The organism is Flagellimonas olearia (genome assembly GCF_004150225.1).
In the GTDB taxonomy this organism is placed as follows: domain Bacteria; phylum Bacteroidota; class Bacteroidia; order Flavobacteriales; family Flavobacteriaceae; genus Flagellimonas; species Flagellimonas olearia.
In genome coordinates, this window is record NZ_ML142912.1 from 199,070 (window position 1) to 223,243 (window position 24,174).

Below are 24,174 nucleotides of genomic sequence, written 5' to 3' on the forward strand. Positions count from 1 at the left end.
TTACGATACCTTAAAGTAGAAATGTGCAAGCGTTGGGGTACTTGTTCGTCTTACTAAAAAAGGATTGTTATGAAAACGGTAACCCCCCTGATATTGTTCCTTTGCGTTGGACCATTGCTGCTGGCCCAACAGGGGAACGTTGCGCTTCAAAACTTTAGGTTTTATGAAAATCTTGCCCTACGGGATGCCCAATATGAGCAGACGTTGCATACCATGGACTTGCACGATGAACAAGATTATTGGACGGACCAGCGTAATTATGAAAGGCAATTGGGCACGGAAAACTTTGCGGCCTATTTGGTCTACATGAAGGGCAAAAAAGATGCCTATCAACAGCACTTGCAGCATTGTTCTGAAACTTGTGCCCACAGCGGACGTTTTTTTGAAAGGGCACACGAATATCTGTCCATTTCGGATGTGGAATATTTTAAGCAGTTAATGGAGACCGGAATGGTACTGAACACTTCCAAAAAACGAAACCCATAGAACCAAAAAATCCACCGATTGGTGGATTTTTATGCAACTTTTTTGAAAAGGTCAAAACAGGGACAACGTTTGCAACGCTTGTTTTCCCCCTTTTTATATTTTTTACAGCATTTGGTCTTGCAATCGGTGAGCGGTAGCTCTTTCAACAAGGCCTTTTTCTGTTTTTTGGCTTCTTTTTTCTTCTTCTTTCCCATCTATCAACGAAGTAGAGGGCCAAAAATAGTTATTTTAAATCAATCTAAATAAAAAAATTATCAACAGCTGGCTGTCCCCGGTTTAAAAACGGAGGGAGACCCCCATGGTATTGGGACCAAAGGAAAGGTTCCAACTTAATTTTTTCTCGTTGTCGTTGTATTTTTCATCGTATTTGGAGTCCAAATAACGGTCTATGGATTCCACAATAAAAATACTCAGGACGGTACTGAAAGCAACATCGGAAATCCAATGGAAATCATCCATCACCCGGACAAATCCCGGTACCAGACCAACGGTATAGATCCCTGCCTTTACCCAAGGGTTCTTGAATTGCTTGGCAATGGCATAGGCATTACTGAAGGCCAACATGGCATGGCCAGATGGGAAAGAATCATAATCATATACACGGTCCAAGTGCAATGGATCAAACGTACTGGAGCTGGCTCCACTTTTGGGTCTGGCCCTACCAACGATACGCTTACTTACTTGCTGTAAAAAACCACCCGCCGTGGCAGAGGAAATCAAGAGAACTCCGGTACGTCTCAATTTTTCGTTTTTGGTGAAAAGACCTGCCAAGTACACCCCGCCCGTGAGCATGTAATTGTTCTCCGGGCTGCCATACTCATGTCCATAGTCGATCACAAAATCCGGAATGTCCTCACGAAAACCATTTTTCCAATCGTTGAGTTGGTCATCCACGGTAAAAAGGAGCAAAGTGCCCCCTGTCAAATACCCAAAATTGGCCCAGTCGTTTCCTTTCCAGTGAAAGGGACGTGAATAGGCATGACCCACTCCTCCAAAAATATTTCCGACATCGTAAGTAAAGTCGTTCCAGAGCGTTTTGTCTTTTTTAGATTGAAAATCTTGACCGACAACAGGAAGTGCCATCAATAAAATAAAAAGGTATTTCAGCGATTTCATAGCGATTGAAAATAGCAATAGTCGGTAAAATTACGCATAAATATCCTGCGCCAACCGAAATGTATTGGCATGGGCCTCCACAATGATCTTGATGTCCGGGGAATACCCGCCGCCCATACTGCATTGTACAGGAATTTTGGCATCAAAACAGGTTTGCAACACATAGCGGTCACGCTCTTTGCACCCTTCCAAACTCATGGCCAAGGTGCCCAGTTTGTCCGAAGCCAGTACATCCACACCACAGAGATAGAAGATAAAATCCGGTCGTACAATGTCCAAAAGTTCCGGTAGGGTCTTCTTTAGGAGGGAAAGATAGGTTTCATCCGTTGTGTCTTTTTCCAAGGGGATGTCCAAATCCGAAGTCTCTTTTTTGAAGGGATAATTCCCCTTGCCGTGCATGGAAAATGTATAAACAGAGGGGTCGTCCTGAAAAATCTCTGCAGTACCATTGCCTTGGTGCACGTCCAAGTCAACAATTAAGATTTTCTTGGCCAAATGATGCTGTTGAAGGTAACGAGCACCGATAGCTTGATCGTTCAGCAGGCAAAAGGCCTCGGCCCGATTGGAATAGGCGTGGTGGGTACCTCCTGCAATGTTCATGGCCACACCATGCTCCAAGGCAAACTCGCACCCCTTGATGGTTCCGTCCGCAATAACGCGTTCCCGTTCTATTAACTCCTCGCTCAAGGGAAAGCCGATTTTTCGGGCAGCGCTTTTGTCCAGATCTAGGTTGATCAAATCCCGGTAATAGCTTTCATCATGTACCGCCAAAATGTGCTTGTCATTGGGAAGGGAAGGCTCAAAAAAATTATTTGGGGAACAGCTTCCCTCGTGTAGCAATTGCTGGGGCAAAAGCTCATATTTCAGCATGGGGAACCGATGCCCATTGGGCAAATGGTGTTTGTAAATGGGATGGAATGCTATTTTGAGCATTGGGCCATTTCTTTATTGATGTAATGCCAACTGAATGCGCTTTCTGGCCACATCCACATCCAATACCTTGACCACCACTTGCTGATGAAGGCTTACGTGTTCGTTGACATCCTTCACAAAAGTATCTGAAAGATTGGAAATATGGACGAGCCCACTTTCCTTGATACCGATGTCCACAAAGCACCCAAAATTGGTGATATTGTTGACAATACCCGGTAACAATTGGCCCTGTCTTAGATCGGTTATTTCCTTGATGTTTTGGTTGAAGGTAAACACCTTGGCTTTTTCCCTGCGGTCCAAACCGGGTTTTTCCAGTTCTCCCAGAATATCTTTCAAAGTGGGAATCCCAATATCGTGCGTGCAATAGGATTCAAGGTCGATGCTTTGTAAGACCGATTTGTTGCCCACGATCTCTTTCAAGGAAATGCCCTGGTCCTTCACCATTTTTTTGACGATGGCGTAACTTTCCGGGTGAACGGCTGAGTCGTCCAATGGATTTCCACCCTCTTTGATACGCAGGAACCCGGCACTTTGCTCAAAGGCCTTTCCGCCAAGGCGGGGCACTTTTTTAATCTGGTCCCTGCTGGTAAAGGCACCATTTTCATTGCGATAGGTGACAATATTTTCAGCTAGTTTGGGACCGATGCCCGACACATAACTGAGGAGGGGCACACTGGCGGTATTGATGTTGACCCCAACCAAGTTCACACAACTCTCCACCATGGTGTCCAAGGAGGTTTTCAATTGGGTTTGGTCCACATCGTGTTGGTATTGGCCCACCCCAATGGATTTGGCATCTATTTTCACCAATTCGGCCAAGGGGTCTGCCAAACGGCGTCCAATGGATACGGCACCCCTGACGGTAACATCGTAGTTGGGGAATTCATCCCGGGCAATCTTGGAGGCCGAATAAATCGAAGCTCCCGCTTCACTGACCACAAAAACCTCAATGGGATTTTTGAACGCGATGCGTTTTACCAGTTGCTCCGTCTCCCGTGATGCGGTGCCATTACCAATTGCGATGGCCTCAATTTTGTACGCATCGACCAAGGAACTTATCTTTTTGATGGCCCCTGCACTGTCCCGCTGGGGTGGATGGGGGTAAATGGTCTCGTTGTGTTTTAGATCGCCCTGCGCATCCAAACACACCACTTTACAGCCCGTTCTGAACCCCGGGTCTATGGCCAAAATACGTTTTTCGCCCAAAGGAGCACCCAATAGCAATTGCTTTAGGTTTTTGGAGAATACCTGTATGGCCGAAGTATCCGCTTTTTCCTTGGCGGTCTTCAAAAGTTCGTTGGAAAGGGAGGGGAACAAAAGGCGTTTATAGGCATCCGCAATCGCCAGTTCAATCTGTTGCGAACAGGCATTGTTTGATTTGATGATGCGTCTTTCCATAGCATCGAGTGCCCTGTCATCATCGATTTCAATCTTAACCCGGACAAATCCTTCCTTTTCAGCTCGCATGATGGCTAAAAACCGGTGGGAGGGGCAACGGTCCAGTGGCTCGCTCCAATCGAAATAGTCGCGGAACTTTTGGGCTTTTTCGTCCTCTTTTTTGGTTTTGATGACCTTGGTGGTGATCACGGCATGGCGTTCCAGCTGGTTGCGCAGCTGATTACGGATATCCGAACGTTCATTGATCCATTCCGCAATGATGTGGCGGGCACCTTCCAGAGCTTCATCTTCATTGTTGACGTCCTTGCCCAGATATTTGGAAGCGATGAACTCAATTTCATCACTCCGCTGGGCCATGATGATTTTTGCCAAGGGTTCCAACCCATTCTTTCGGGCGGTTTCGGCTTTGGTCTTTTTGCTTTTCTTGAAAGGGAGGTAAAGGTCTTCCAGACTGGTAAGGTCGGCACAGTCCTGGAGCTTTGCCTTCAACTCTGGTGTGAGTGCGCCCTGTTCCTCGACCGCTTTGATAATGGCGGATTTTCGCTTTTCCAGGGCCTCAAACTGGGTCTTATACTGTACAATGGCCCCAACTTGGACTTCATCCAAATTGCCAGTGCGTTCTTTTCGATAGCGGGAGATAAAGGGAACGGTACAATCTTCGTTCAACAAGGCCACGGTGTTCTCCACACTTTTTTCCGAAAGCTGGGTGTGGCGAACGATATAAGGAACAAGCTGCATGATGTTTGTTTAGTAGTTGTCACTTCGAGCGTAGTCGAGAAGTCTTATAATCCAAATTTTCAAGGAAGGTCTCGACTGCGCTCGACCGGATAGTTTCTTTGAATGTGAATTAACTTATACTTTCCCCATTCCCAACCCCATCTTCATCTGGGTTGACGAACACCAATTTTCCTTCTTGGTTTTCGGTCATCAAGATCATCCCTTGACTTTCCACACCGCGCAATTTCCTAGGGGTGAGGTTTACCAAAACGGTCACTTTTTTCCCCACGATATCTTCGGGCTTAAAGCTTTCGGCAATTCCAGAAACAATGGTTCGGGTATCCAGTCCGGTATCCACCTTCAATACCAAGAGCTTGTTGGCCTTGGGCATTTTTTCGGCTTCCACAATGGTGCCCACCCGCATATCCAGTTTGGTGAAATCGTCAAAAGTGATGGTGTCTTTTTCAGGGGTAACGGCTTTGTCCATTTGTGCATTTACTTTTTTGGTAGCTTCCAGTTTGTCCAATTGTTGTTGGATCTCCGCATCTTCAATTTTTCTGAAGAGGAGTTCACTTGGGTTGATTTGATGCCCTACAGGGAGTAAGGTTTCGGAAGAACTTACACTATCCCAATTGATTTCGACTGCGCTCGAACCTATGTTTAGGATGTTCTTTAATTTTTCCGAAGTAAAAGGCAAAAAGGGTTCACTGAGTACGGCCAAACCAGTAGCAATCTGAAGGGCAACGTACATAATGGTCTGTACGCGTTCCTCATCGGTCTTTATCAACTTCCAAGGTTCTTCATCGGCCAAGTATTTGTTGCCCAATCGGGCCAAGTTCATCAGCTCCTGACTGCCTTCCCGAAAGCGGTACCGCTCCAAGGAGTTGGAAAGTATTTCGGGAAAGCCCTTAAGGGCTTGCAGGGTTTGCTTGTCCAAATCGGTGAAGGTGTTGGGAGTAGGTACCACCCCATTGTAATATTTATGGCTCAATACCGCTACACGGTTCACGAAATTCCCGAAAATGGCCACCAATTCATTGTTATTGCGAGCCTGAAAATCCTTCCAGGTAAAATCGTTGTCCTTGGTCTCCGGGGCATTGGCGGTCAAGGCGTAGCGAAGCACATCTTGCATGCTGGGGAACTCTTCCAAATACTCGTGCAGCCAAACGGCCCAATTCTTTGAGGTGGAAAGCTTATTGCCCTCCAAGTTCAAAAATTCATTGGCCGGTACGTTTTCCGGCAAAATAAAATCGCCATGGGCCTTGAGCATGCTTGGGAAGATGATACAGTGGAACACAATATTGTCCTTTCCAATAAAATGGACCAACTTGGTGTCTTTGTCCGTCCAATAGGGCTTCCAATCTTTTCCTTCACGTTCGGCCCATTCCTTGGTGGAGGAAATGTAGCCAATGGGCGCATCAAACCAAACGTAGAGTACTTTTCCCTCGCCGCCTTCCACAGGAACGGGGATTCCCCAATCCAAATCGCGGGTCACAGCGCGGGGCTTTAGCCCATCATCTATCCATGATTTGCATTGACCGTAAACGTTGGGTTTCCAGTCGAATTTATGGCCTTCCAGAATCCACTCTTTGAGGAAATCCTCATAGCGGTCCAAAGGTAAAAACCAGTGTTTGGTTGTTTTAAGCACAGGGACCCCTCCGGTTATGGTTGATTTTGGGTTGATGAGATCGGTTGCGTTCAAGGACGAGCCACAGTTTTCACATTGGTCGCCATAAGCTTCCTCATGTCCGCATTTGGGACAGGTACCGATCACAAACCTATCGGCCAGAAACTGTTGAGCCTCCTCATCGTACAATTGTTCGGTCTCTTCCTCAATAAAATCATCTTGATCATAGAGTTTTTTAAAAAAGTCCGAAGCGGTTTTGTGGTGCACCTCTGCCGAAGTCCTGGAATAGTTGTCAAAGGAAATCCCAAATTCGGCAAACGATTTTTTTATGATGCCGTGGTACTTGTCTATGATCTCTTTTGGGGAGACGCCTTCTTTTTTGGCCTTCATGGGGATGGCCACCCCGTGTTCATCGCTACCACAAATAAAGGCCACATCCTCACCTTTTAGTCTAAGGTAGCGGGAGTAGATATCCGCAGGGACATAGACCCCGGCCAAATGGCCAATATGAATGGGTCCATTGGTATAGGGCAGCGCAGCGGTAATGGTATATCTTGAAGGAGACGTTGTGTTGGGCATGAATGGTATAATTAGGCCCCAAAAATACTCATTTTGCAAGAAGCCTAAAATGGCTGGGCGTGAAAAAGCAAAACCTCCGAATCATGCAACCCAAAATTGGGGTGTGGGGTTGCGCAACTGGAGGCTTTTGCCATAACTGACTAGTGTCCCGCTCTTGTTACATGATCATTACGGATTTGCTCATTCGCTTATCCGCAACGGATATTCTGTATATGTATTTTCCTGTGGCCAAACTATCCCGCATATTTTCTCTAATATTGATTTCGGTTGAGCCTTCCAGCATCATCTCATTGAATACGGTTCCCACTTTTTGTCCCAGAATATTGAAGAGTTCAATGTCCACATGGGCGGCAATGGGCATTTCCAAATGAATGTGTGGTGCGCGCTGGTTAGGATAGTAGGGAGTATGCACAATGTTGTTCAACAAATCTGGATTGGGATCCATTCCATCTTCACCCGGAGGTGTTTCCGGGAAGGTTGGAGGGTCGTTGTCCATGGCAATATCATCAAACTCTTCGCCGCTACAGTTAAATCCAAGATCAATGGCCCTGTAGGTGTATCCCAACAAATGTTGTTCCACCGATGCTCGGGGAACACAAAGCCATTCGGCCAAAACGGTACCATAAAGGTCCCTGAAGTCCATGGTGTATTCCAAGTTTCCTCGGTTATTGGGTTCGTCAAGGGAAGGGTGATCGCCCACAAAGGCACTTCCACTCAATCCAGACCCGAAGAAAAGGGTAGGGGCCGCTTTACCGTGGTCGGTACCATTGGAGCCATTTTCAAATATCCTACGGCCAAATTCGGAGAAGGTCATGCTCAGTACCTTGTCATCTTGCTCTGTACAGGCCAAATCTTCATAAAAGTTGTTGATGGCAATAGAGAGATTGCTCATGAGCCTTTCGTGTACAATGGGCTGGTTTCCGTGGGTATCAAAACCGCCAATTGAAATCATATATACTTTAGTGCCAAGACCTCCTTTGATCAACTTGGCCAACAGGGCCAATTGTCTTGCAAAGCCATTGTCTTGGTATTCCACGCAACGTAATGCGTCCCCACGCTCATAGGCTTCGTGGATTTTGCCGGCATATTCGTAGGTGGTATTGGCAACACCTCTTAAAAAGCGTAATTGATCACCGTACATACAGTCATCAAACGGAGTGTTTTCATCCACATCATAAAACAAACCGGTCTCTGCAATCTGTTGGAGCTGCTCCACATTGTTTGTTACAAAAGCGTAGTTGGTTTCCTCGCCCTGAAAGACCAAGTTGGCTAGATTCCCAATTTGAATGGCGGCAGGGGCCTCAGGAGGATTGATGAGATAATCTGGATATAGTTCTTCAAAATGTCTTCCCATCCAACCTGTGCGCTCCCCACTGAAACCCGTAGTGTTCAAATCGGTGTTCGCAAAAATATCGGAACCGGTAAAATGGGAAAGGCTTTGGTTTTCGTAACCTACCCCGTGCACGGCCTTGAACTGGCCATCACCCCAAAGCGATTCCAATGAGTTCATATAGGTGGGAACACCAAAATCGTCCGTCAGCTTTAAGATCTTACTTTCTGGGATGTAGATATTGGGCCTTGCATTGGCATAGGAATCATATTGTTGTATGGGAATTACGGTGCTCAGTCCATCATTTCCTCCGGACAACCTGATCAGGACCAAAATATTGTCTGTTTCGGCAGCGGCAATCGCAGCGGTCAACGGTGAAGGAGCCGAGGCCGAAATAAGATTGCTCCCCAAGAACATGGAACCCGACCCTGCAATACCCAAGGCTTGGATAAAGGAACGTCTGCTCCAGTTTTTGTGTTCCAAATCGTGGCCTTCATGCTCAAGACCCTTATATGGAGTTGTATTGTGGTTGTGGTGAGAATCGCACATGGTGTAGGGTTATTTAAGTTGAAATTCGGGTTCTCTGGACATGTGTCTTAACAATAGGTATACTTGCGAAGGTCCAGTTTCCCAACCCAGCAAAGTCCAAGAGGGTTGTGTCCCCCCTTCGTAGTAGTTAACGTCCACATCGCTTCTGAAAGCGATATAGGCTCTATCATAGTCGGCATCGGTCAGTAGGCCTTTTGGTGTAAACCAGTCTATTATGGGTTTCGCCACCAAATCCGGATTGTTGCTTGTCTGTCCTGCATTGCCCGAAAGTGCCAGACCCAAATCCCTGAATTGTTCGGCATTGTCTTGGTAGAAACGCTGTAGGAACATTTCCGATGTCAACCAACGGCCAATAATGAAATTGGTATTGATCCATTGCCTGTCTCTTTGCCAACCGGCCACATCATAGGGGTCAAAAAGTTGCTGACCTATAAGCCCGGCAGAATCTATCATATTGATCACGGTGGTATCGTCATACCCAAAACCGGTTTCCTTGACCATGTTCAGATACAGGTCGAACGGACTTTTTATAATGACCCCGATCGTAGTCTCGTCAAAAAAGTGTTGACTTTTAAAAAGCTGACGAAGTACTGGGGCAATTTCAAAATTGTTGGCCACAAAAGTTTGTGCCATCCCGTTAATAATGTCCAAGGCATTACCGCCTTCTTCCCCGGTGGAATCTGGGTGCACAAAATATTCATAAAGCTTCTTGCAGATAAACCCTGCAATCTCATTCCCTCTTTCGTTGAAGAGAATGTCAATGACATCATCATACCCCCAATTGCCAGTTTGACCAAAAATGGTCTTATTCTCTGTATTGAAATCCTCAGCGTTGAAGGTTACTTGTGTGCATCCTTCTTCCCCGGTTTCCGTATATCCCGATAACGCTTTTGAAGTTTCAATGATATCTTGTTCGGTATAGGCGTTTCCCTCACCCAAGGTAAACAGTTCAAAAAGTTCCCTACCGTAGTTTTCATTGGGATTGTTCCCTCGGTTTCGTACCCCGTCCAAATAATACAGCATGGCACTGGTGAGGCCAATTTCGTGGACAAAGGTCTTAAAATTGCCCAAGGCGTTTCGTTGCAGGCAATTGATATAGTAGTAAAGAAATTGGTTGCAGTTGTACACATCGATCTCGGTAACAAAATGATTGCTCCAAAAGAAGCTCATTCGATCTCGAAGACCGTTGGTGAGGAGTGCATTGCCGTAGGCGATTGAAAACTCCTCGAATTGGGCCCTTCGCATCTGTCCTGCCAAATCATCATCGTCCGGATAGTTGGCATTGGTCCAATCCGCCCATGCCGGTGCAGGAATTACCGGAGCGGCCAGTGCTTGATCCACTAGACTGTCTACCAAACTCCCTGCATTTTGATTTATGGCGTTGTTGATGGTTGGGACCGAGGCACTGAAATCAAGTCTCCGATAGAGATGGGCGGCACGTAGCCGATCCAATGGAGTAGTGTACGGCGCTAAGGTCGAGGTATTACAATTGATAAAGTACTCCATAGCAAATTCTGGCGTTAATTTGGTACATAGTTCGGGGCAACTATATGTTTATGCTAATGTTGGATGTGGTTCAATTGGGCCAACAAATTACAATCTTAACGTTCTGCACCCCATGAACTACCAAATTTTTCGATGAAATGCATCTTTTTTTCAGTATTTTTCTTTTTTGATGGCAAAACACACTGAATTTGGGAAACTAGGAGAGCAACTGGCAGTAGATTTTCTGTTGAACAAGGGGTATGGGATTTGTGCCAGAAATTACCGGTACCTCAAAGGCGAAATCGATATAGTTGCCCAAAAAGGAAATACATTGGTCGTTGTTGAGGTGAAGTCAAGAAATATGGGCTTTTTGGAAGATATTTCAGAGGTGGTGAGTTCCAAAAAGATACAGCTTTTAGCCATGGCTGCAAATCAGTATGTGCAACAAGAGGACCTAGATGTAGAGGTTCGTTTTGATATTGTCAAGGTGGTTAAAAAGGGCAATGGTTTTGAAATAGAGCATCTTGAAGATGCTTTTTATTATTTTTAACCATTTGTTCGTTTTGTAACAATATGTTATTTTTGTGGCGAAGCCAAACTAAACCTAAAAATGAAAACAATCTCAGCGGTAGTTGAACATTACATCAAAAAGAAACCTTTTTTGCAAACCGCCCTTGCGCAGGGCATCATCAACCTCACCTCGCTTTCCCGTCAAATCAAACCCGAAATTGCCGATGAATTGGGCAAGGACGTCAAGGATGGGGCCATTGTGATGGCCCTTAAAAGACTATCAGACGACCTTGAATTCAGGGCCACACATAGAATAGTGAAGGTCCTCAAGAACATTGGGGAAATTACGGTGCGTTCCAATTTGACCGATTATACTTTCTTGGCCTCTGATACCATATTACAACAACAGGCCCGACTCTTGGAGGAAGTAAATGCCAATCAGGATGTGTTCTATACCTCTTCCCGTGGCGTGAATGAAATCAATATTGTGATCAGCAATATTATGGATCGCGTGGTGGAAAAATATTTTAAGACGGAGCGCTGTACCCAAAAAGTGGAAGGACTTTCCTCGATTACCGTAAAACTCCCATCGGAGAATGTATCCGTGCCGGGAATCTATTATTTTATTTTTCAGCGATTGGCCTGGGAGGGCATCATTTTGTACGAAGTGATTTCCACCACCAATGAGTTCACTATTCTAGTCAACGAAGAACAGGTCGATGTGGCCTTTAAGACCATAAAAGATCTAAAGTCTTTATAACTTAGGATTGAGAGACCGATATTTTTGCGTCCATATTCCGTAATACTTCGGGAATATGGGGTGACCTTATTATCCTATTGAATATTGAAATGGTTCCGACAACAATTGTTAACTTCAAACAATTATTAAGTCTATCTATTCTATGAAACCATTGTTGAGCCTCTCCTTGTTATTATGTGTATTGGGTTATCTACCCTCCATGGCACAAGACCTCTATTTTCCCGAACGAAATGCGTCATGGAAAATGGCGGACAAAAATCAGTTTAAGTACGATACGCAGCAGTTGGACGAGGCTGTGGATTTTGCCAAGGCTAACGAATATTCTGGGTCCAGGGATTTGCGACGTGCCATTTTGGAAGGATTTCAGCGAGAACCCTTTCATGAAATTTTGGGACCAACCAAAAAACGGGGTGGTCCAGCAGGAATGATTTTAAAGGATGGCTATGTCCTTGCTTCTTGGGGTGATACCAAGCGAGTGGATATGACCTTTAGTGTTACCAAGAGCTTTTTGTCCACCGTAGCGGGATTGGCAGAGGATGCTGGATTGATTCAGGATACCAAGGACAAAGTGGCCAATTATGTTTGGGACGGAACTTTTGATGGAGAACACAATACCAAAATAACTTGGGAACATCTACTGCAACAAAACTCGGATTGGTCCGGAGAGCTTTGGGGCCTGAAGGATTGGGCGGACCGTCCACCCAATGAAGGGGGACTGGACGATTGGAAATTCCGAAAGCTTAACGAACCGGGTACGGTCATGGAATACAATGATGTGCGGGTGAATGTTTTGGCCTATTCCCTGACCAATGTGTGGCGAAAGCCCTTGCCCATGGTTTTAAAAGAGCAATTGATGGATCGTATTGGGGCCACCACTACTTGGCGTTGGTTTGGTTATGACCATGCTTGGACCGAAATAGATGGGCTACAGATGAAGTCGGTCACGGGAGGCGGACATTCAGGAGCCGGTTTGTTTATTTCTACCGAGGATATGGCCCGTTTTGGCATGGTGTTTCTAAACCAAGGAAAGTGGGATCAACAACAGTTGATCAGTCCGGAGTGGATTAAAAAAGCCACACAGCCCTCAGTCCCCAATGTTAATTACGGATATATGTGGTGGCTCAACCAAAAAGGGCCACGACATTGGGAAGGGGTACCCGAACATGTATTCTATGCCGCTGGCTTTGGGGGCAATTTCATCGTGGTCGACCAAAAAAATGGATTGCTCATCGTAACCCGATGGCTGGAACCTTCAAAAATCGGGGAGTTTGTAAAGCAGGTGTACGGGGCATTTTAATCCTAGCCTATTTCAAGTGGATATCACAAAACCCAAATTGAATGGCATTTTCGGGGTCTGATGGATTATCATAGGTCTTAAAGACCTTTTCTCCAATGTTGAATGGGATAGGAGCCTTGAAAATAGGTCCGTCAAAACAGAACGTATGGTATTCCCCGTTTTCACCACAAGGATCAACATCTGATGGAAATTTGTTTAGGAGTTCTTGGGACAATTCCTGTCCCAAAAAAGATGCATCCAGTTTTGAATTGTTGATGCAAATGATCACTGCCTGAAAGCCCAGTCCCAAAAATTCTTCCATCAATTGAGTGGTGTCCTTTTTCCATAAAGGGAACAGTGTGGTTAATCCATAAGGTTGTAGCATGTTCTCCCGATATTGCTTAAGGTCTTCCAGAAAGATGTCCCCAAAACCGGTATGGGTATACCCTTCGGAGCGCAATTGGGTAACTGTGGTTCGCATCAACTCATTGTATTGTTCCATACTGGGCTTTTCCGGAACTTCCAGGATATCCAATGGAATCCCAACGGATGCTGCTTGTGCCTCTAGAACGTTTCTGGGCAAGCCATGCATGGAAACTCGATTGTAATGCGAATTTACTGTAGTCAACAATCGGGCAATTTCATAATTACCCTGCTCCAACAGATAGTGGAGTGCCAATGCGGAATCCTTGCCGGAACTCCAGTTGAAATAGGTCTTTGGTTTTTCTGACATAACTGGATATTGAGCTATGATACCGCCACTTTTTGGGGGCTAAGGGGTTCCAATACCTTCAAAGCCTTTTCCACACTGGTGACCCGGTCAAATACCAACAACAAACGCAGTCCGTTACGGGTCTGCTTTTCCTTGAGTTTGGCTTGTTGGGGATGGTGCTGTACGTAGTGCAGCACTTGGGTGAAGGCAGCGGTTTGGTAAAACTTGGATTGCTGGTCTGCAATAAAATACCCCATGAATTTGCCTTTTTTCATAATGACCTTTTCCAGACCAATATGTGTGGCGATCCATTTGATCCGAATGGAATTCAACAGGTCCACGGCTTGCTGTGGCAGTTCTCCAAAACGGTCGACCAACTCGGATTCATATTTTACGAGCCCTTCCTCATCCTTGATTTCATTGAGTTGGGTGTAAAGGTTCAATCGCTCTGTGATGTTATTGATATAGTCATCTGGGAAGAGCAGTTCAAAGTCCGTATCCAGTTGAATGTCCTTCACAAAAACTTTTTCTTTGTGGCCCTCCACTTCCTCGTACAACTCCTTGAACTCGTTTTCCTTGAGTTCTTCTATGGCCTCCGTCAATATTTTCTGATAGGCCTCAAATCCTATTTCGTTGATGAAACCACTCTGTTCCCCGCCCAATAGATCACCGGCACCACGGATTTCCATATCCTTCATGGCAATGTTGAATCCACTTCCCAAATCGGTAAATTGCTCTAGGGCCTCGATACGTTTTCGGGCGTCGGGGGTCATGACCTCGTAAGGTGGAGTAATAAAGAAACAGAACGCCTTTTTGTTGCTTCGGCCTACACGGCCCCGCATTTGATGCAGGTCGCTCAAGCCAAAATTGTTGGCATTGTTGATGAAAATGGTGTTGGCGTTGGTCACGTCCAATCCACTTTCCACAATGGTGGTGGAAACCAGTACATCAAATTCCCCGTTCATAAAGGCCAGCATCAGCTGTTCCAGTTTTTTGCCTTCCATCTGCCCGTGGCCTATTCCAATTTTGGCATCAGGGACCAAGCGTTGGATCATTCCGGCCACTTCCTTGATGTTCTCAATCCGATTATGGATAAAAAATACCTGCCCGCCTCTTTGGATTTCATAGGAAACCGCATCACGGATAATCTCCTCATTGAACCGAATGACCTGACTTTCGATAGGGTATCGGTTGGGTGGCGGCGTGTTGATGACGGATAGATCCCGGGCGGCCATCAAACTAAATTGCAGGGTTCTTGGGATAGGTGTGGCGGTCAGTGTTAGCACATCAACATTTTGCTTGATGGAACGGAGTTTTTCTTTTACCGAAACCCCAAATTTTTGCTCCTCATCCACAATCAATAATCCCAATTCCTTGAACTGGACATTTTTGTTGACCAACTGATGGGTTCCGATGATAATATCGATTTTGCCTGCCGCCAAACGCTCCAGAACATCCTTTTTCTCCTTGGCGGTCCTAAAACGGTTCAAGTAATCCACGGTTACGGGCATCTCTTTCAAACGCTCTCGAAAGGTTCTGCTATGTTGGAATGCCAAGATGGTGGTGGGCACCAGAACAGCTACTTGCTTGCCGTTATCAACGGCCTTGAAGGCCGCACGGATGGCTACCTCGGTCTTTCCAAAACCAACATCCCCACAGATGAGTCGGTCCATGGGACGTTCACTCTCCATGTCCTTTTTGACATCTTGGGTGGATTTTTCCTGATCGGGGGTGTCCTCATACAAAAATGAGGCCTCCAACTCGTGTTGCAAATAACTGTCCGGGTCATATTGAAACCCTTTTTCCAGTCTCCTTTTGGCATACACTTGGATGAGGTTAAAAGCAATTTTCTTGACGCGACTTTTGGTCTTTTGCTTAAGCGTTTTCCATGCCGCTGAGCCAAGCTTGTATATTTTTGGAGGCGCCCCGTCCTTACCGTTGTATTTGGATATTTTGTGCAGGGAATGGATGCTGACATATAATATGTCCCGATCTCCATAAATCAATTTAATGGCCTCCTGTTTCTTGCCCTCCACATCTATTTTCTGCAACCCCCCAAATTTGCCAATACCATGGTCAATATGGGTTACATAATCCCCAATCTCAAGTTTATTGAGTTCTTTTAGGGTAATGGCCTGTTTTTTGGCGTACCCATTTTTCAGGTGAAACTTGTGGTAGCGCTCAAAGATTTGATGATCGGTGTAACAGGCCAGTTTTAAATCTACATCAATGAAACCTTGATATAGAGGAAAAACCAGGGTTTGGTAGTGTACGGTCTGGTCCACTTCCTCAAAAATATCGTGAAGACGCTTGGCCTGCTGTTCGGTGGAACAGAAAATGTAATTGGTGAAACCCGCTTCCCTATTCTCATTGAGGTTTTCAATGAGCAGGTCAAATTTTTTATTGAAGGCGGGTTGGGGTTTGGTGTTGAATTGAATAGCAACATTGTTGTTCTCTGTCTGCTTCTCGACTGCGCTCGAAGTAACAGTTGCTCCTATTTCAACACATAGAAAATCCTGCAATTGGGATTTCAGCAGAGTGGAGTCCACAAAAAGCTCTTGGGGCTTTGCATGTTTGATTTCCTCGCTCAGTTTGGTGAAACTTTCCTCCGCCTTGGCAAAAAATGAATCAATGCGGTCATAGATCAAAGCTGGGTTTTTAGCAAAAACCACCGTTTTGGGTGAAATGTATTTGAGGAAACTCTCGCGGCTCTCCTGCAAAAACTTGTTCTCCACATTGGGAATAATGGTGATTTTCTTCACCTTTTCCAAGGAGAGCTGGGTCTCTACATCAAACGTACGGATGCTGTCCACTTCGTCCCCAAAAAACTCAATCCGATAAGGCTCATCATGCGAAAAGGAAAATACATCCACAATACCCCCACGTACCGAAAATTCCCCGGGCTCGGTCACAAAGTCCACCCGTTTGAATTGGTATTCGAAAAGCACCTCATTTAAAAAATCCAACGAAAGGGTGTCTTCCAATTTTATCTTGAGGGTGCTTTTGTCCAGCTCCTTTCGGGTGACCACTTTTTCAAAAAGGGCATCAGGATAGGTGACAATGATTGCCGGCTTCTTTCTGGAGTTGATGCGGTTGAGTACTTCGGCCCGCAGCAGCACATTGGCATTGTCCGTCTCTTCAATTTGATAGGGTCTACGGTAGCTGCCTGGGTAAAAAAGCACATCTTTTTCCCCGATCAACTGTTCCAAATCGTTCAAGTGGTAGGCAGCCTCTTCCTTATCGTTCAAAATCAATAGAAAAGGTGTCTCAACCGATTTAAAGGTTTCTGAAAGTACAAAGGAGAGGGACGACCCCACAAGACCTTTGATGTTGATTTTTGGGGAGGGTTGCAACGTGTCGGATGTGTCCGAATCTGGGCTTTGGGCAATGGTATCCCGCAGTTTTCCCAGTGGGGAAGACTGTGCGTAGTGTTGTGAAATGGAGACTTTGGTCAATCCAAAAACTTTGCGGCAAAGATAAAATGAAATGTTTTTTATAAAAAGTGTTTTTTGAATTTCTCACGTTTATGAATCCGGTTCGAAATGACCTTTACAAAGCATTGTCATTTCGAGCGCAGTCGAGAAATCTTTTTGGTTTTTGACACGAATAACACGAATATTCTAGGTTGTCATTCTGAACTGAGCGAAGAATCTATTGGTGGTTGTAAGGTCAAAAGTTAGGACACGAACTATTTCGAATTCTTTTTGTCATTTCGAGCCCTGTCCTGAGGGTAGTCGAAGGAGCTGTGAGAAATTATGAGTTGGTGGGATTTCTCAATCAATGCTCCGCATCTCATATCGAAATGACAAATCGGTGGTATTTTCAACCAGACCCCTGAGCGGAGTTGAAGGGGCATTTTTGGAAATCTAAACCTTGACCACAGTATCCTCCACAATGGCGAATACTTCATCCTTTTTTGTGGGCTTAAGGGTGTGGGTGCCCGTAAACTCTCCAAAAGCGGGTAGGATCATTTGGTTTTTGGTTTTGAAAAAGCAGGGGAGTCTCAGGCTTTGCCTTCCCAACCCCCTTAGCTTTACGGCAGGATGGATGTGGCCGCAAAACGTGAATTTGGCCACCCGTGTTTCTGGATGATGGGTCAACAAGAAATCATCGATGAGGAGCTCCGGGAAGATGGCAATGTTGAGCTGTTCAAATTTTAAGGGTGAAATGATATCGTGGTTCCCGGTCACCAGAATGATTTCCGCAGGGGTTTTGGCCACCCAATTTTCAAACAGCTCCCATTCCTTATTGAGCGAAGAATGAAAAAGATCACCTAAGAAACAGATTTGAAAAGGTTGGAGTTCGGACACGATTTGGTCCAACAACATATAATTTTTATGGACAGCCTTTTGGGGAATGGCAGCCCCGAACTTTCTAAAATGCGATACTTTTCCCAGATGCACATCGCTGATGAGCAATAGCGATTTTTCCACCCAAAATACCCCACCCAAAGGGTGCAATTGGAACGCCTGGTCTTGTATGGTAATGTTATGTGCCACGATAGTTTGCTGGTACAAATTTAATGGTATTGTCCTTTCGAACGGATATGGGAAATCTTTTAAATTGACACGAATTTTTCAAATATTCTATAGTCATTTCGAACCGAGCAAAGGGAGTGTGAGAAATCTTAGGGTTGGTTTTGATACGAATGGCACAAATTGTCACTGATGTTCCTTTTTGTCATTTCGGACCTAGCGAAGCGGGTGTGAGAACAAGATTTCCCGATCGTTGCTGGCTCCTCATTTCAAAATAATGGTTTAGCGTAAAGGGGTAACTATCGGGTCAGTTTTGCGGTCATGCGTTTAATGCGGTCTGCCAGTTTCTCATTGGACAACTTTTCCCGAAGACGGTCCGTGATAATGGGAAACGAAAATGGAGTGGCCTGACTGCATTTTTTCCAAACCATGTCCTGTTGGGCAATGCGTTCCAGAGCCAAGCGCAAACGACCCTCTTCCAATTGGTGTTCAAAGGTTTCAGTAAAGGCTTGTTGGTAGAGAAGGTTGTCATCCTCAAAATCCTTGAACACATCGAACAGCAATTGGGAACTGCTTTGCAGATGTTTCATTTTTACCCCTTTTTCAGGGTAGCCGGTAAAGACCATACCACTGATCACGGCAATATCCCTGAATTTCCTTCGGGCCATTTCGTTGCTGTTCAAACTTTTTTGAAGGTCGGAAAGCATATAATCGGCAGTGAATAGACTGTTGTCCAGAATATCCTGGATGTTGATTTCTTTATCGGACAGTAGTTCGAACCCATAATCGTTAAAGGCCAAAGAGCACGTGATAGGGGTCAATAGACTTATGCGATAGGCCAAGAGACTGCTCATGCCCTCATGGATGGCCCTGCCCTCAAATGGATAAAAAATATGGTGGTACCCGTCAGAGGACTTAAAGGTCTCGATCAAAAACTGATGGGGTAACGGTACAATGCTTTCCTGACGTTGCTTTGCAAACATGGGGGCGAGTGCCCTAATTTCTGGGCCTTGTTTGGAAATGGGCAGTTCCGCGGTATACAGTTCTTCCCGCAACAATTCGGACATTTTTGCTGAAAAACTGAGTCGACCACCCATCCAACTTGGAATTTTATTGCTGCGTTTGGAGGAATTACGGACTTGTGCCGACATGCCCTTGATCCGAATGAATTCCAGATTTCTTCCCGCAAAGGTGAACACATCGCCAGGGGTGAGTTTTGAAATGAACGATTCTTCAATGGTCCCGATATAACCTCCCTTTTGGTACCGGACCGATAAACTGGCATCACCCACAATGGTCCCGATCTGAAATCGGTGGCGCATGGCAACGGTTCTACTGTTCACCTTAAACCTGCCATCTTCCACCACCTCCACCTTTTTATATTCATCATAACTTTTTAGGCTTTGACTCCCCATGACCAAGAAGTTGAGGAGCCATTGCCACTGTTCCTCGGTAAGGGCTTGGTAGCAAAAGGTCTGCTTGATTTCGGGATAGATCTCTTCTGGAAGAAATCCATCGGAAACCGCCAAGGTGGTGAGGTATTGTATGAGTACATCAAAACTGTTCAGATAGGGGATACGGTCTTCCACAGCGCTGTTCAATACCGCCTTTTGCATGGCCGAAGCTTCTATGAGTTCCATGGCATGGGTGGGTAAAAAGTAAATCACACTTTCCTTTCCCGGTCGATGTCCACTTCTTCCGGCGCGTTGTAAAAAACGGGCTACCCCTTTGGGGCCACCAATTTGGACAACCGTCTCCACTGGGGCAAAATCTACCCCCAAATCCAGACTGGAGGTACAGACCACGGCTTTGAGGCTTTCATTTCGAATGGCCTGTTCCACCCAAAGACGGGTGTCCTTGTTGATGCTACCGTGGTGCATGGCCATTTCCCCGGCAAACTCTGGATATTTCTCCAATATTTTTTGAAACCAGATTTCGCATTGGCTGCGGGTGTTGGTGAACAGGAGGGTAGTCTTGCTGTTATGGATAATGGGCACAACCTCATCCAACAAATGCAGTCCCAAATGGCCCCGCCATGGAAAAGTTTCCATTTGCTCGGGGATGATGCTCTTTACGGTAATCTTTTTGTTGAGGTTGGCCTTCACCAAGACCGAGTTTTCCAAGGCCGGGGAGGTGGGCCCCAGCAGTACTTCCCGGGCCTGCTCCAGATTGCCTATGGTGGCCGAGATACCCCAAATGCGAAGGTTTTTGCAGACGGTCTTTAATCGGGAGAGCCCCAGTTCCATCTGCACCCCCCGTTTGGTGCCCAACAGTTCGTGCCATTCATCCACCACAATGGCAGAGCAATCCTTGAAAAGTTTCGCGTATCCTTTTGAGGACAACAACAATTGTAAACTTTCAGGAGTGGTGATCAAAAGATCGGGCATGGCCGTACGTTGCTTGGCCCGTTCCTTGGTAGAGGTGTCCCCGGTTCGGATGCCCACGGTCATTTGGGTGTCCAAATCTTGGGTAATGCGTTCTGCGGATTGCTTTATTTCTTGGGACAAGGCCCGGAGAGGGGTGATCCAAATCGCTTTTAACCCTTTTTTATGTTTGGTTTTATAATCCGGGTGGTTTTTAATGTGGTTGAGCACTATTGGAAACCAAAGCGCATAGGTTTTTCCGCTTCCGGTCGGGGCATTCAGCAGTCCGTGCTTTCCTTCCAAAAAAGCTTTCCAGGTTTCCTTTTGGAAAGGGAAAGGTTTCCAATCTTGTTGACTGAACCAGCTTTCAGCGATATGGAAAAGCTCGGAATCTTTCAGATCTATGGCTTGAGGGTTGTACAACGGTACGAAAATTACAAATTTCTTTTGATCGCATTTTTATGAACCTTTCTACTTTAAAATTTATATTTGTGCCACAAAAATTAAAGTATGCCCATTTTAGATTTATACGAGCACGGAGATCACAGGAAAAAACTGGCCCATTTTGCCACTTTGGCCACTTTGGCAGCGGTGGATGGCGAAATCAATCCAGAGGAAAAAGCCATTTTGGACAAATTTGCCTTTAAGCTGGATATCACTGAAGCAGAGTATAAGGAGGTGATGGAGAAAGGGAACAAGTATCCCATTGAGACTCCACACAGCGGTGAGAAACGCTACCAGAGGCTGTTCGAGTTCTTCCAGATTATATTTTCCGATCATCAAATCGATGAGCCTGAGCGTAAAATTGTGGAGCGATACGCCATTGGTCTAGGGTTTTCACCAAAAAGTGCCAACCAGATCATTGATAAGTCCATAGCCATTTTCACTGGGAAAATAGATTTTGACGATTACCACAGGATCATGATCCGTAAGGACGCCTAGGCGTTGGCCATAAACTCTTCCGCTTTTTCAACCATTTTTTTACTTCCACAGAAGAAGGGAACCCGTTCGTGAAGTTCGGTGGGCTGAATGTCCATGACCCGTTGGAAGCCGTCACTGGCCTTTCCATTGGCCTGTTCCGCTATGAACGCCATGGGGTTGCATTCGTACAGTAACCGTAATTTTCCCTTGTGGGCCTTGCTACTCTTGGGATACATATAGATACCACCCTTGATCATATTTCTGTGAAAATCGGAAACCAAGGAGCCTATATATCTGGAAGTATAGGGTCTATCTCCTTCTTCTTTTTGACAATATTTGATATAGTCCTTTACCCCTTGAGGAAAATGGATGTAGTTCCCCTCATTGACGGAATAGATGTTCCCATCCTCGGGATACTGCATATTGGGGTGCGATAGATAAAAGGTGCCCAAAGCCGGGTTCAGGGTAAAACCGTTAACGCCATTTCCAGTGGTATAGACCAACATAGTTGAGGTGCCATAGATGATGTACCCCGCAGCAATCTGGTTTTTTCCGGGTTGAAGAAAATCTTCAAGGGTAACGGGTGTGCCCACGGGTGTAATTCTCCGGTACACCGAAAAAATGGTCCCCACCGAAACATTAACATCTATGTTGGATGAACCATCCAAGGGGTCTATGAGCACTACATACTTGTTCTGGTGCTGTTTGTCAAAACTGTTGATGCTGATAAAATCGTCTTCCTCTTCAGAGGCAATACCACAAACAATCTCCCTATTTTTAAGGGTCTGAATGAACTTTTCGTTGGCCAGAACATCCAACTTTTGTTGGCTTTCGCCTTGGATGTTGGTTTCACCGGCAGCACCGATGATGTCCACAAGTCCGGCCTTGTTCACTTCGTGGTTGACCACCTTGGCAGCCAAACGAATGCCATTGAGGAGTCTGGAAAGTTCACCGGAAGTGTATTGAAAAGAATCTTGGTTGGCGATGATAAATTCACCTAGGGTGCGATGCTGCTTATCAAACATGAAAAGGTTGTTTTATTTGACGACAAATATCGTGCATTTTGTGAAACTATATCGATTTCGTTGATCTTAAGTTTTAGATATTTATAACTTTGAGTTTTATTTGTAACAAATGGAATACTTAATTAGAAACGCCCGGAAAGAAGATATGGGGCAGGTCCTGAAACTGGTTCAGGAACTTGCCGATTTCGAGAACGAACCCAAAGCGGTGGAGGTTACCCAAGCTGATTTGGAAAAGGACGGTTTCGGGGAAAACAAGTTGTTCCATTGTTTTGTGGCCGAGGTGGCGGATGAGATTGTGGGGATTGCCTTGGTCTATCCTAGATATTCCACTTGGAAAGGTCCTGTAATCCATTTGGAAGACCTTATCGTGGCCGAAAAAATGCGGGGCAGTGGTCTGGGGACCGCCTTATTGGATGAGGTGGTAAAATATGGGCACGGCCTTGGCGTAAAACGGATATGTTGGGAGGTGCTGGATTGGAATGATCCTGCCATTGAGTTCTATGAAAAGAAGGGAGCCAATGTACTGCGCGATTGGGATGTGGTACAGTTGGACGAAAAGGGAATTGAAAATTATATGGAAGATTTGGATTGAACTTCCAGTTAACAATACTATAGCATGAGAGTTTTTAAGTTTGGAGGGGCCTCTGTAAAAGATGCCGATGGAGTAAAGAATGTGGTAAATGTCCTCAACCAAATGGGGCATAAAGATACCTTGGTGGTGATTTCCGCAATGGGGAAGACCACCAATGCCATGGAGAAAGTGGTAGAGGCTTATTTCAAAGATAAGGATGCCGTGGTAGGAATATTGCAAGAGGTTATGGATTATCACGATGGTATCTTGGGCGATTTGTTCGAGAACCCATCCCATCCCGTATATGCAAGGATTAAGTTACTTTTTGAAGAAGTCAAAGGCTTTTTAACGTGGAACAAATCCCCAAAATACGCCTTTGTATATGATCAGGTGGTAGGTTATGGGGAATTGGTGTCCACAACCATTGTAAGCGAATATCTCAACGAAGTAGGACTCTCCAATGCGTGGTTGGATGTCCGTACCTTGATTAAAACGGACAATAATTACCGCGATGCCCAGATCAATTGGGAGCGCACCCAAGATGAGGTTTCTGCAAAGGTAGACATGTCCAAATTGAACATTACCCAAGGCTTTTTGGGAAGTGATGACAATAACTTTACCACCACTTTGGGAAGGGAAGGTTCGGATTATACCGCGGCCATATTGGCCTACTGCCTCAACGCGGAATCCGTTACCATTTGGAAGGACGTACCCGGTGTGCTGAACGCCGACCCGAGAAACTTCAAGGAAACCCAATTGTTGGAGCAGATTTCATACAGGGAAGCCATAGAGTTGGCCTTTTATGGGGCCTCTGTGATTCACCCTAAAACCTTACAGCCTTTGCAGCGTAAGGAAATTCCGTTGCATGTGAAATCGTTCGTGAAACCATCTGATAAAGGAACCACTGTGGGCAAAGGGGTCAATATAGTCCCCAAGATTCCATGTTTTATCGTTAAGAAAGATCAGGTGCTCCTTAAGTTGTCCTCTTTGGATTTTTCATTCATAGTGGAGAACAACATCAGTGAAATCTTCAAGTTGTTCCATGATCATAGATTAAAAGTGGATTTGATTCAGAACTCTGCCATTAGTTTTTCGGTATGTCTGGACAACAAATTCAATGGACTCCAGCCCATGTTGGATGAACTGAAACGAAAATTCAAGGTAGTCTGCCATGAGGATGTATCCCTTTACACCATTCGTCATTTTGATGATGCGGCCGTAAAATCACTTCAAAATGGAAAGTCCGTACTTGTGGAACAACGTGGCAAGGAAACGGTTCAGCTTGTGGTAAAATAGAATAGTTTGCGATACTTTTTGGGATCCAGACCCCAATACCCGTAA

General features: G+C 45.4%; 18 protein-coding genes. 7 read left to right on the forward strand and 11 right to left on the reverse strand.

Annotation, left to right across the window (positions count from 1 at the left end; translation table 11 throughout):
• Nucleotides 1-69: 69 nt before the first annotated feature.
• The gene (locus DN53_RS14220; RefSeq protein ID WP_129655246.1) at nt 70-486 is read left to right on the forward strand and encodes a hypothetical protein; all 417 of its coding nucleotides are present in this window, start codon (nt 70-72) and stop codon (nt 484-486) included.
• Nucleotides 487-762: 276 nt separating this feature from the next.
• Here DN53_RS14220 and DN53_RS14225 read toward each other — a convergent pair whose 3' ends face one another.
• From DN53_RS14225 to DN53_RS14250, 6 genes are all read right to left on the reverse strand, one after another.
• The gene (locus DN53_RS14225; RefSeq protein WP_129655248.1) at nt 763-1,602 is read right to left on the reverse strand and encodes a phosphatase PAP2 family protein; all 840 of its coding nucleotides are present in this window, start codon (nt 1,600-1,602) and stop codon (nt 763-765) included.
• 30 nt (nt 1,603-1,632) lie between these two features.
• Nucleotides 1,633-2,535 carry a histone deacetylase family protein gene (locus tag DN53_RS14230; protein ID WP_129655250.1) on the reverse strand — a complete coding sequence of 301 codons (903 nt, stop codon included), beginning with the start codon at nt 2,533-2,535 and terminating at the stop codon, nt 1,633-1,635.
• A 12-nt stretch (nt 2,536-2,547) separates the two neighbouring features.
• Nucleotides 2,548-4,671: a Tex family protein gene (locus tag DN53_RS14235; protein ID WP_129655252.1), complete on the reverse strand. Its 2,124-nt coding sequence runs from the start codon at nt 4,669-4,671 to the stop codon at nt 2,548-2,550.
• A 109-nt stretch (nt 4,672-4,780) separates the two neighbouring features.
• Entirely contained in the window at nt 4,781-6,856 is a 2,076-nt protein-coding gene (gene metG, locus DN53_RS14240) for a methionine--tRNA ligase (protein ID WP_129655254.1), read from the reverse strand.
• A gap of 157 nt (nt 6,857-7,013) precedes the next feature.
• Nucleotides 7,014-8,735 (reverse strand): DUF1501 domain-containing protein, encoded by a 1,722-nt coding sequence (locus DN53_RS14245; RefSeq protein WP_129655256.1) that lies wholly within the window; start codon nt 8,733-8,735, stop codon nt 7,014-7,016.
• Nucleotides 8,736-8,744: 9 nt separating this feature from the next.
• Complete coding sequence (locus tag DN53_RS14250) at nt 8,745-10,241, reverse strand: DUF1800 domain-containing protein (RefSeq protein WP_129655258.1); 1,497 nt, start codon at nt 10,239-10,241, stop codon at nt 8,745-8,747.
• A 169-nt stretch (nt 10,242-10,410) separates the two neighbouring features.
• On the opposite strand from DN53_RS14250, the gene DN53_RS14255 reads away from it, so the two are divergent.
• From DN53_RS14255 to DN53_RS14265, 3 genes are all read left to right on the forward strand, one after another.
• A complete protein-coding gene (locus tag DN53_RS14255; protein ID WP_129655260.1) occupies nt 10,411-10,770 on the forward strand; it encodes a YraN family protein in 360 nt (119 codons plus the stop codon).
• A gap of 60 nt (nt 10,771-10,830) precedes the next feature.
• Nucleotides 10,831-11,490 carry an aspartate kinase gene (locus DN53_RS14260; protein WP_129655261.1) on the forward strand — a complete coding sequence of 220 codons (660 nt, stop codon included), beginning with the start codon at nt 10,831-10,833 and terminating at the stop codon, nt 11,488-11,490.
• Between the two features lie 142 nt (nt 11,491-11,632).
• Nucleotides 11,633-12,787 (forward strand): serine hydrolase domain-containing protein, encoded by a 1,155-nt coding sequence (locus DN53_RS14265; protein WP_129655263.1) that lies wholly within the window; start codon nt 11,633-11,635, stop codon nt 12,785-12,787.
• Between the two features lie 7 nt (nt 12,788-12,794).
• On the opposite strand, the gene DN53_RS14270 is transcribed toward DN53_RS14265, so the two are convergent.
• The 4 genes from DN53_RS14270 to DN53_RS14285 all read right to left on the reverse strand — a co-directional run bounded on the left by DN53_RS14270 (nt 12,795) and on the right by DN53_RS14285 (nt 20,715).
• Nucleotides 12,795-13,499, reverse strand: coding sequence for an adenine nucleotide alpha hydrolase (locus DN53_RS14270; RefSeq protein ID WP_129655265.1), 705 nt, complete (start codon nt 13,497-13,499; stop codon nt 12,795-12,797).
• Between the two features lie 14 nt (nt 13,500-13,513).
• Nucleotides 13,514-16,933 carry a transcription-repair coupling factor gene (mfd, locus tag DN53_RS14275; protein ID WP_129655267.1) on the reverse strand — a complete coding sequence of 1,140 codons (3,420 nt, stop codon included), beginning with the start codon at nt 16,931-16,933 and terminating at the stop codon, nt 13,514-13,516.
• 411 nt (nt 16,934-17,344) lie between these two features.
• The gene (pdeM, locus tag DN53_RS14280; RefSeq protein ID WP_129655377.1) at nt 17,345-17,977 is read right to left on the reverse strand and encodes a ligase-associated DNA damage response endonuclease PdeM; all 633 of its coding nucleotides are present in this window, start codon (nt 17,975-17,977) and stop codon (nt 17,345-17,347) included.
• Nucleotides 17,978-18,252: 275 nt separating this feature from the next.
• Entirely contained in the window at nt 18,253-20,715 is a 2,463-nt protein-coding gene (locus DN53_RS14285) for a ligase-associated DNA damage response DEXH box helicase (protein WP_129655379.1), read from the reverse strand.
• Nucleotides 20,716-20,826: 111 nt separating this feature from the next.
• Between DN53_RS14285 and DN53_RS14290 the strand changes: the two genes are divergently transcribed.
• Nucleotides 20,827-21,258, forward strand: coding sequence for a TerB family tellurite resistance protein (locus tag DN53_RS14290; protein ID WP_129655269.1), 432 nt, complete (start codon nt 20,827-20,829; stop codon nt 21,256-21,258).
• Here DN53_RS14290 and fbp read toward each other — a convergent pair.
• The gene (gene fbp, locus DN53_RS14295) at nt 21,255-22,262 is read right to left on the reverse strand and encodes a class 1 fructose-bisphosphatase (RefSeq protein WP_129655271.1); all 1,008 of its coding nucleotides are present in this window, start codon (nt 22,260-22,262) and stop codon (nt 21,255-21,257) included. The genes DN53_RS14290 and fbp overlap by 4 nt on opposite strands.
• Before the next feature lie 109 nt (nt 22,263-22,371).
• Here fbp and DN53_RS14300 point away from each other — a divergent pair, with 109 nt between their 5' ends.
• Complete coding sequence (locus DN53_RS14300) at nt 22,372-22,854, forward strand: GNAT family N-acetyltransferase (protein WP_129655273.1); 483 nt, start codon at nt 22,372-22,374, stop codon at nt 22,852-22,854.
• 24 nt (nt 22,855-22,878) lie between these two features.
• Entirely contained in the window at nt 22,879-24,129 is a 1,251-nt protein-coding gene (locus DN53_RS14305) for an aspartate kinase (RefSeq protein WP_129655275.1), read from the forward strand.
• Nucleotides 24,130-24,174 lie beyond the last annotated feature (45 nt).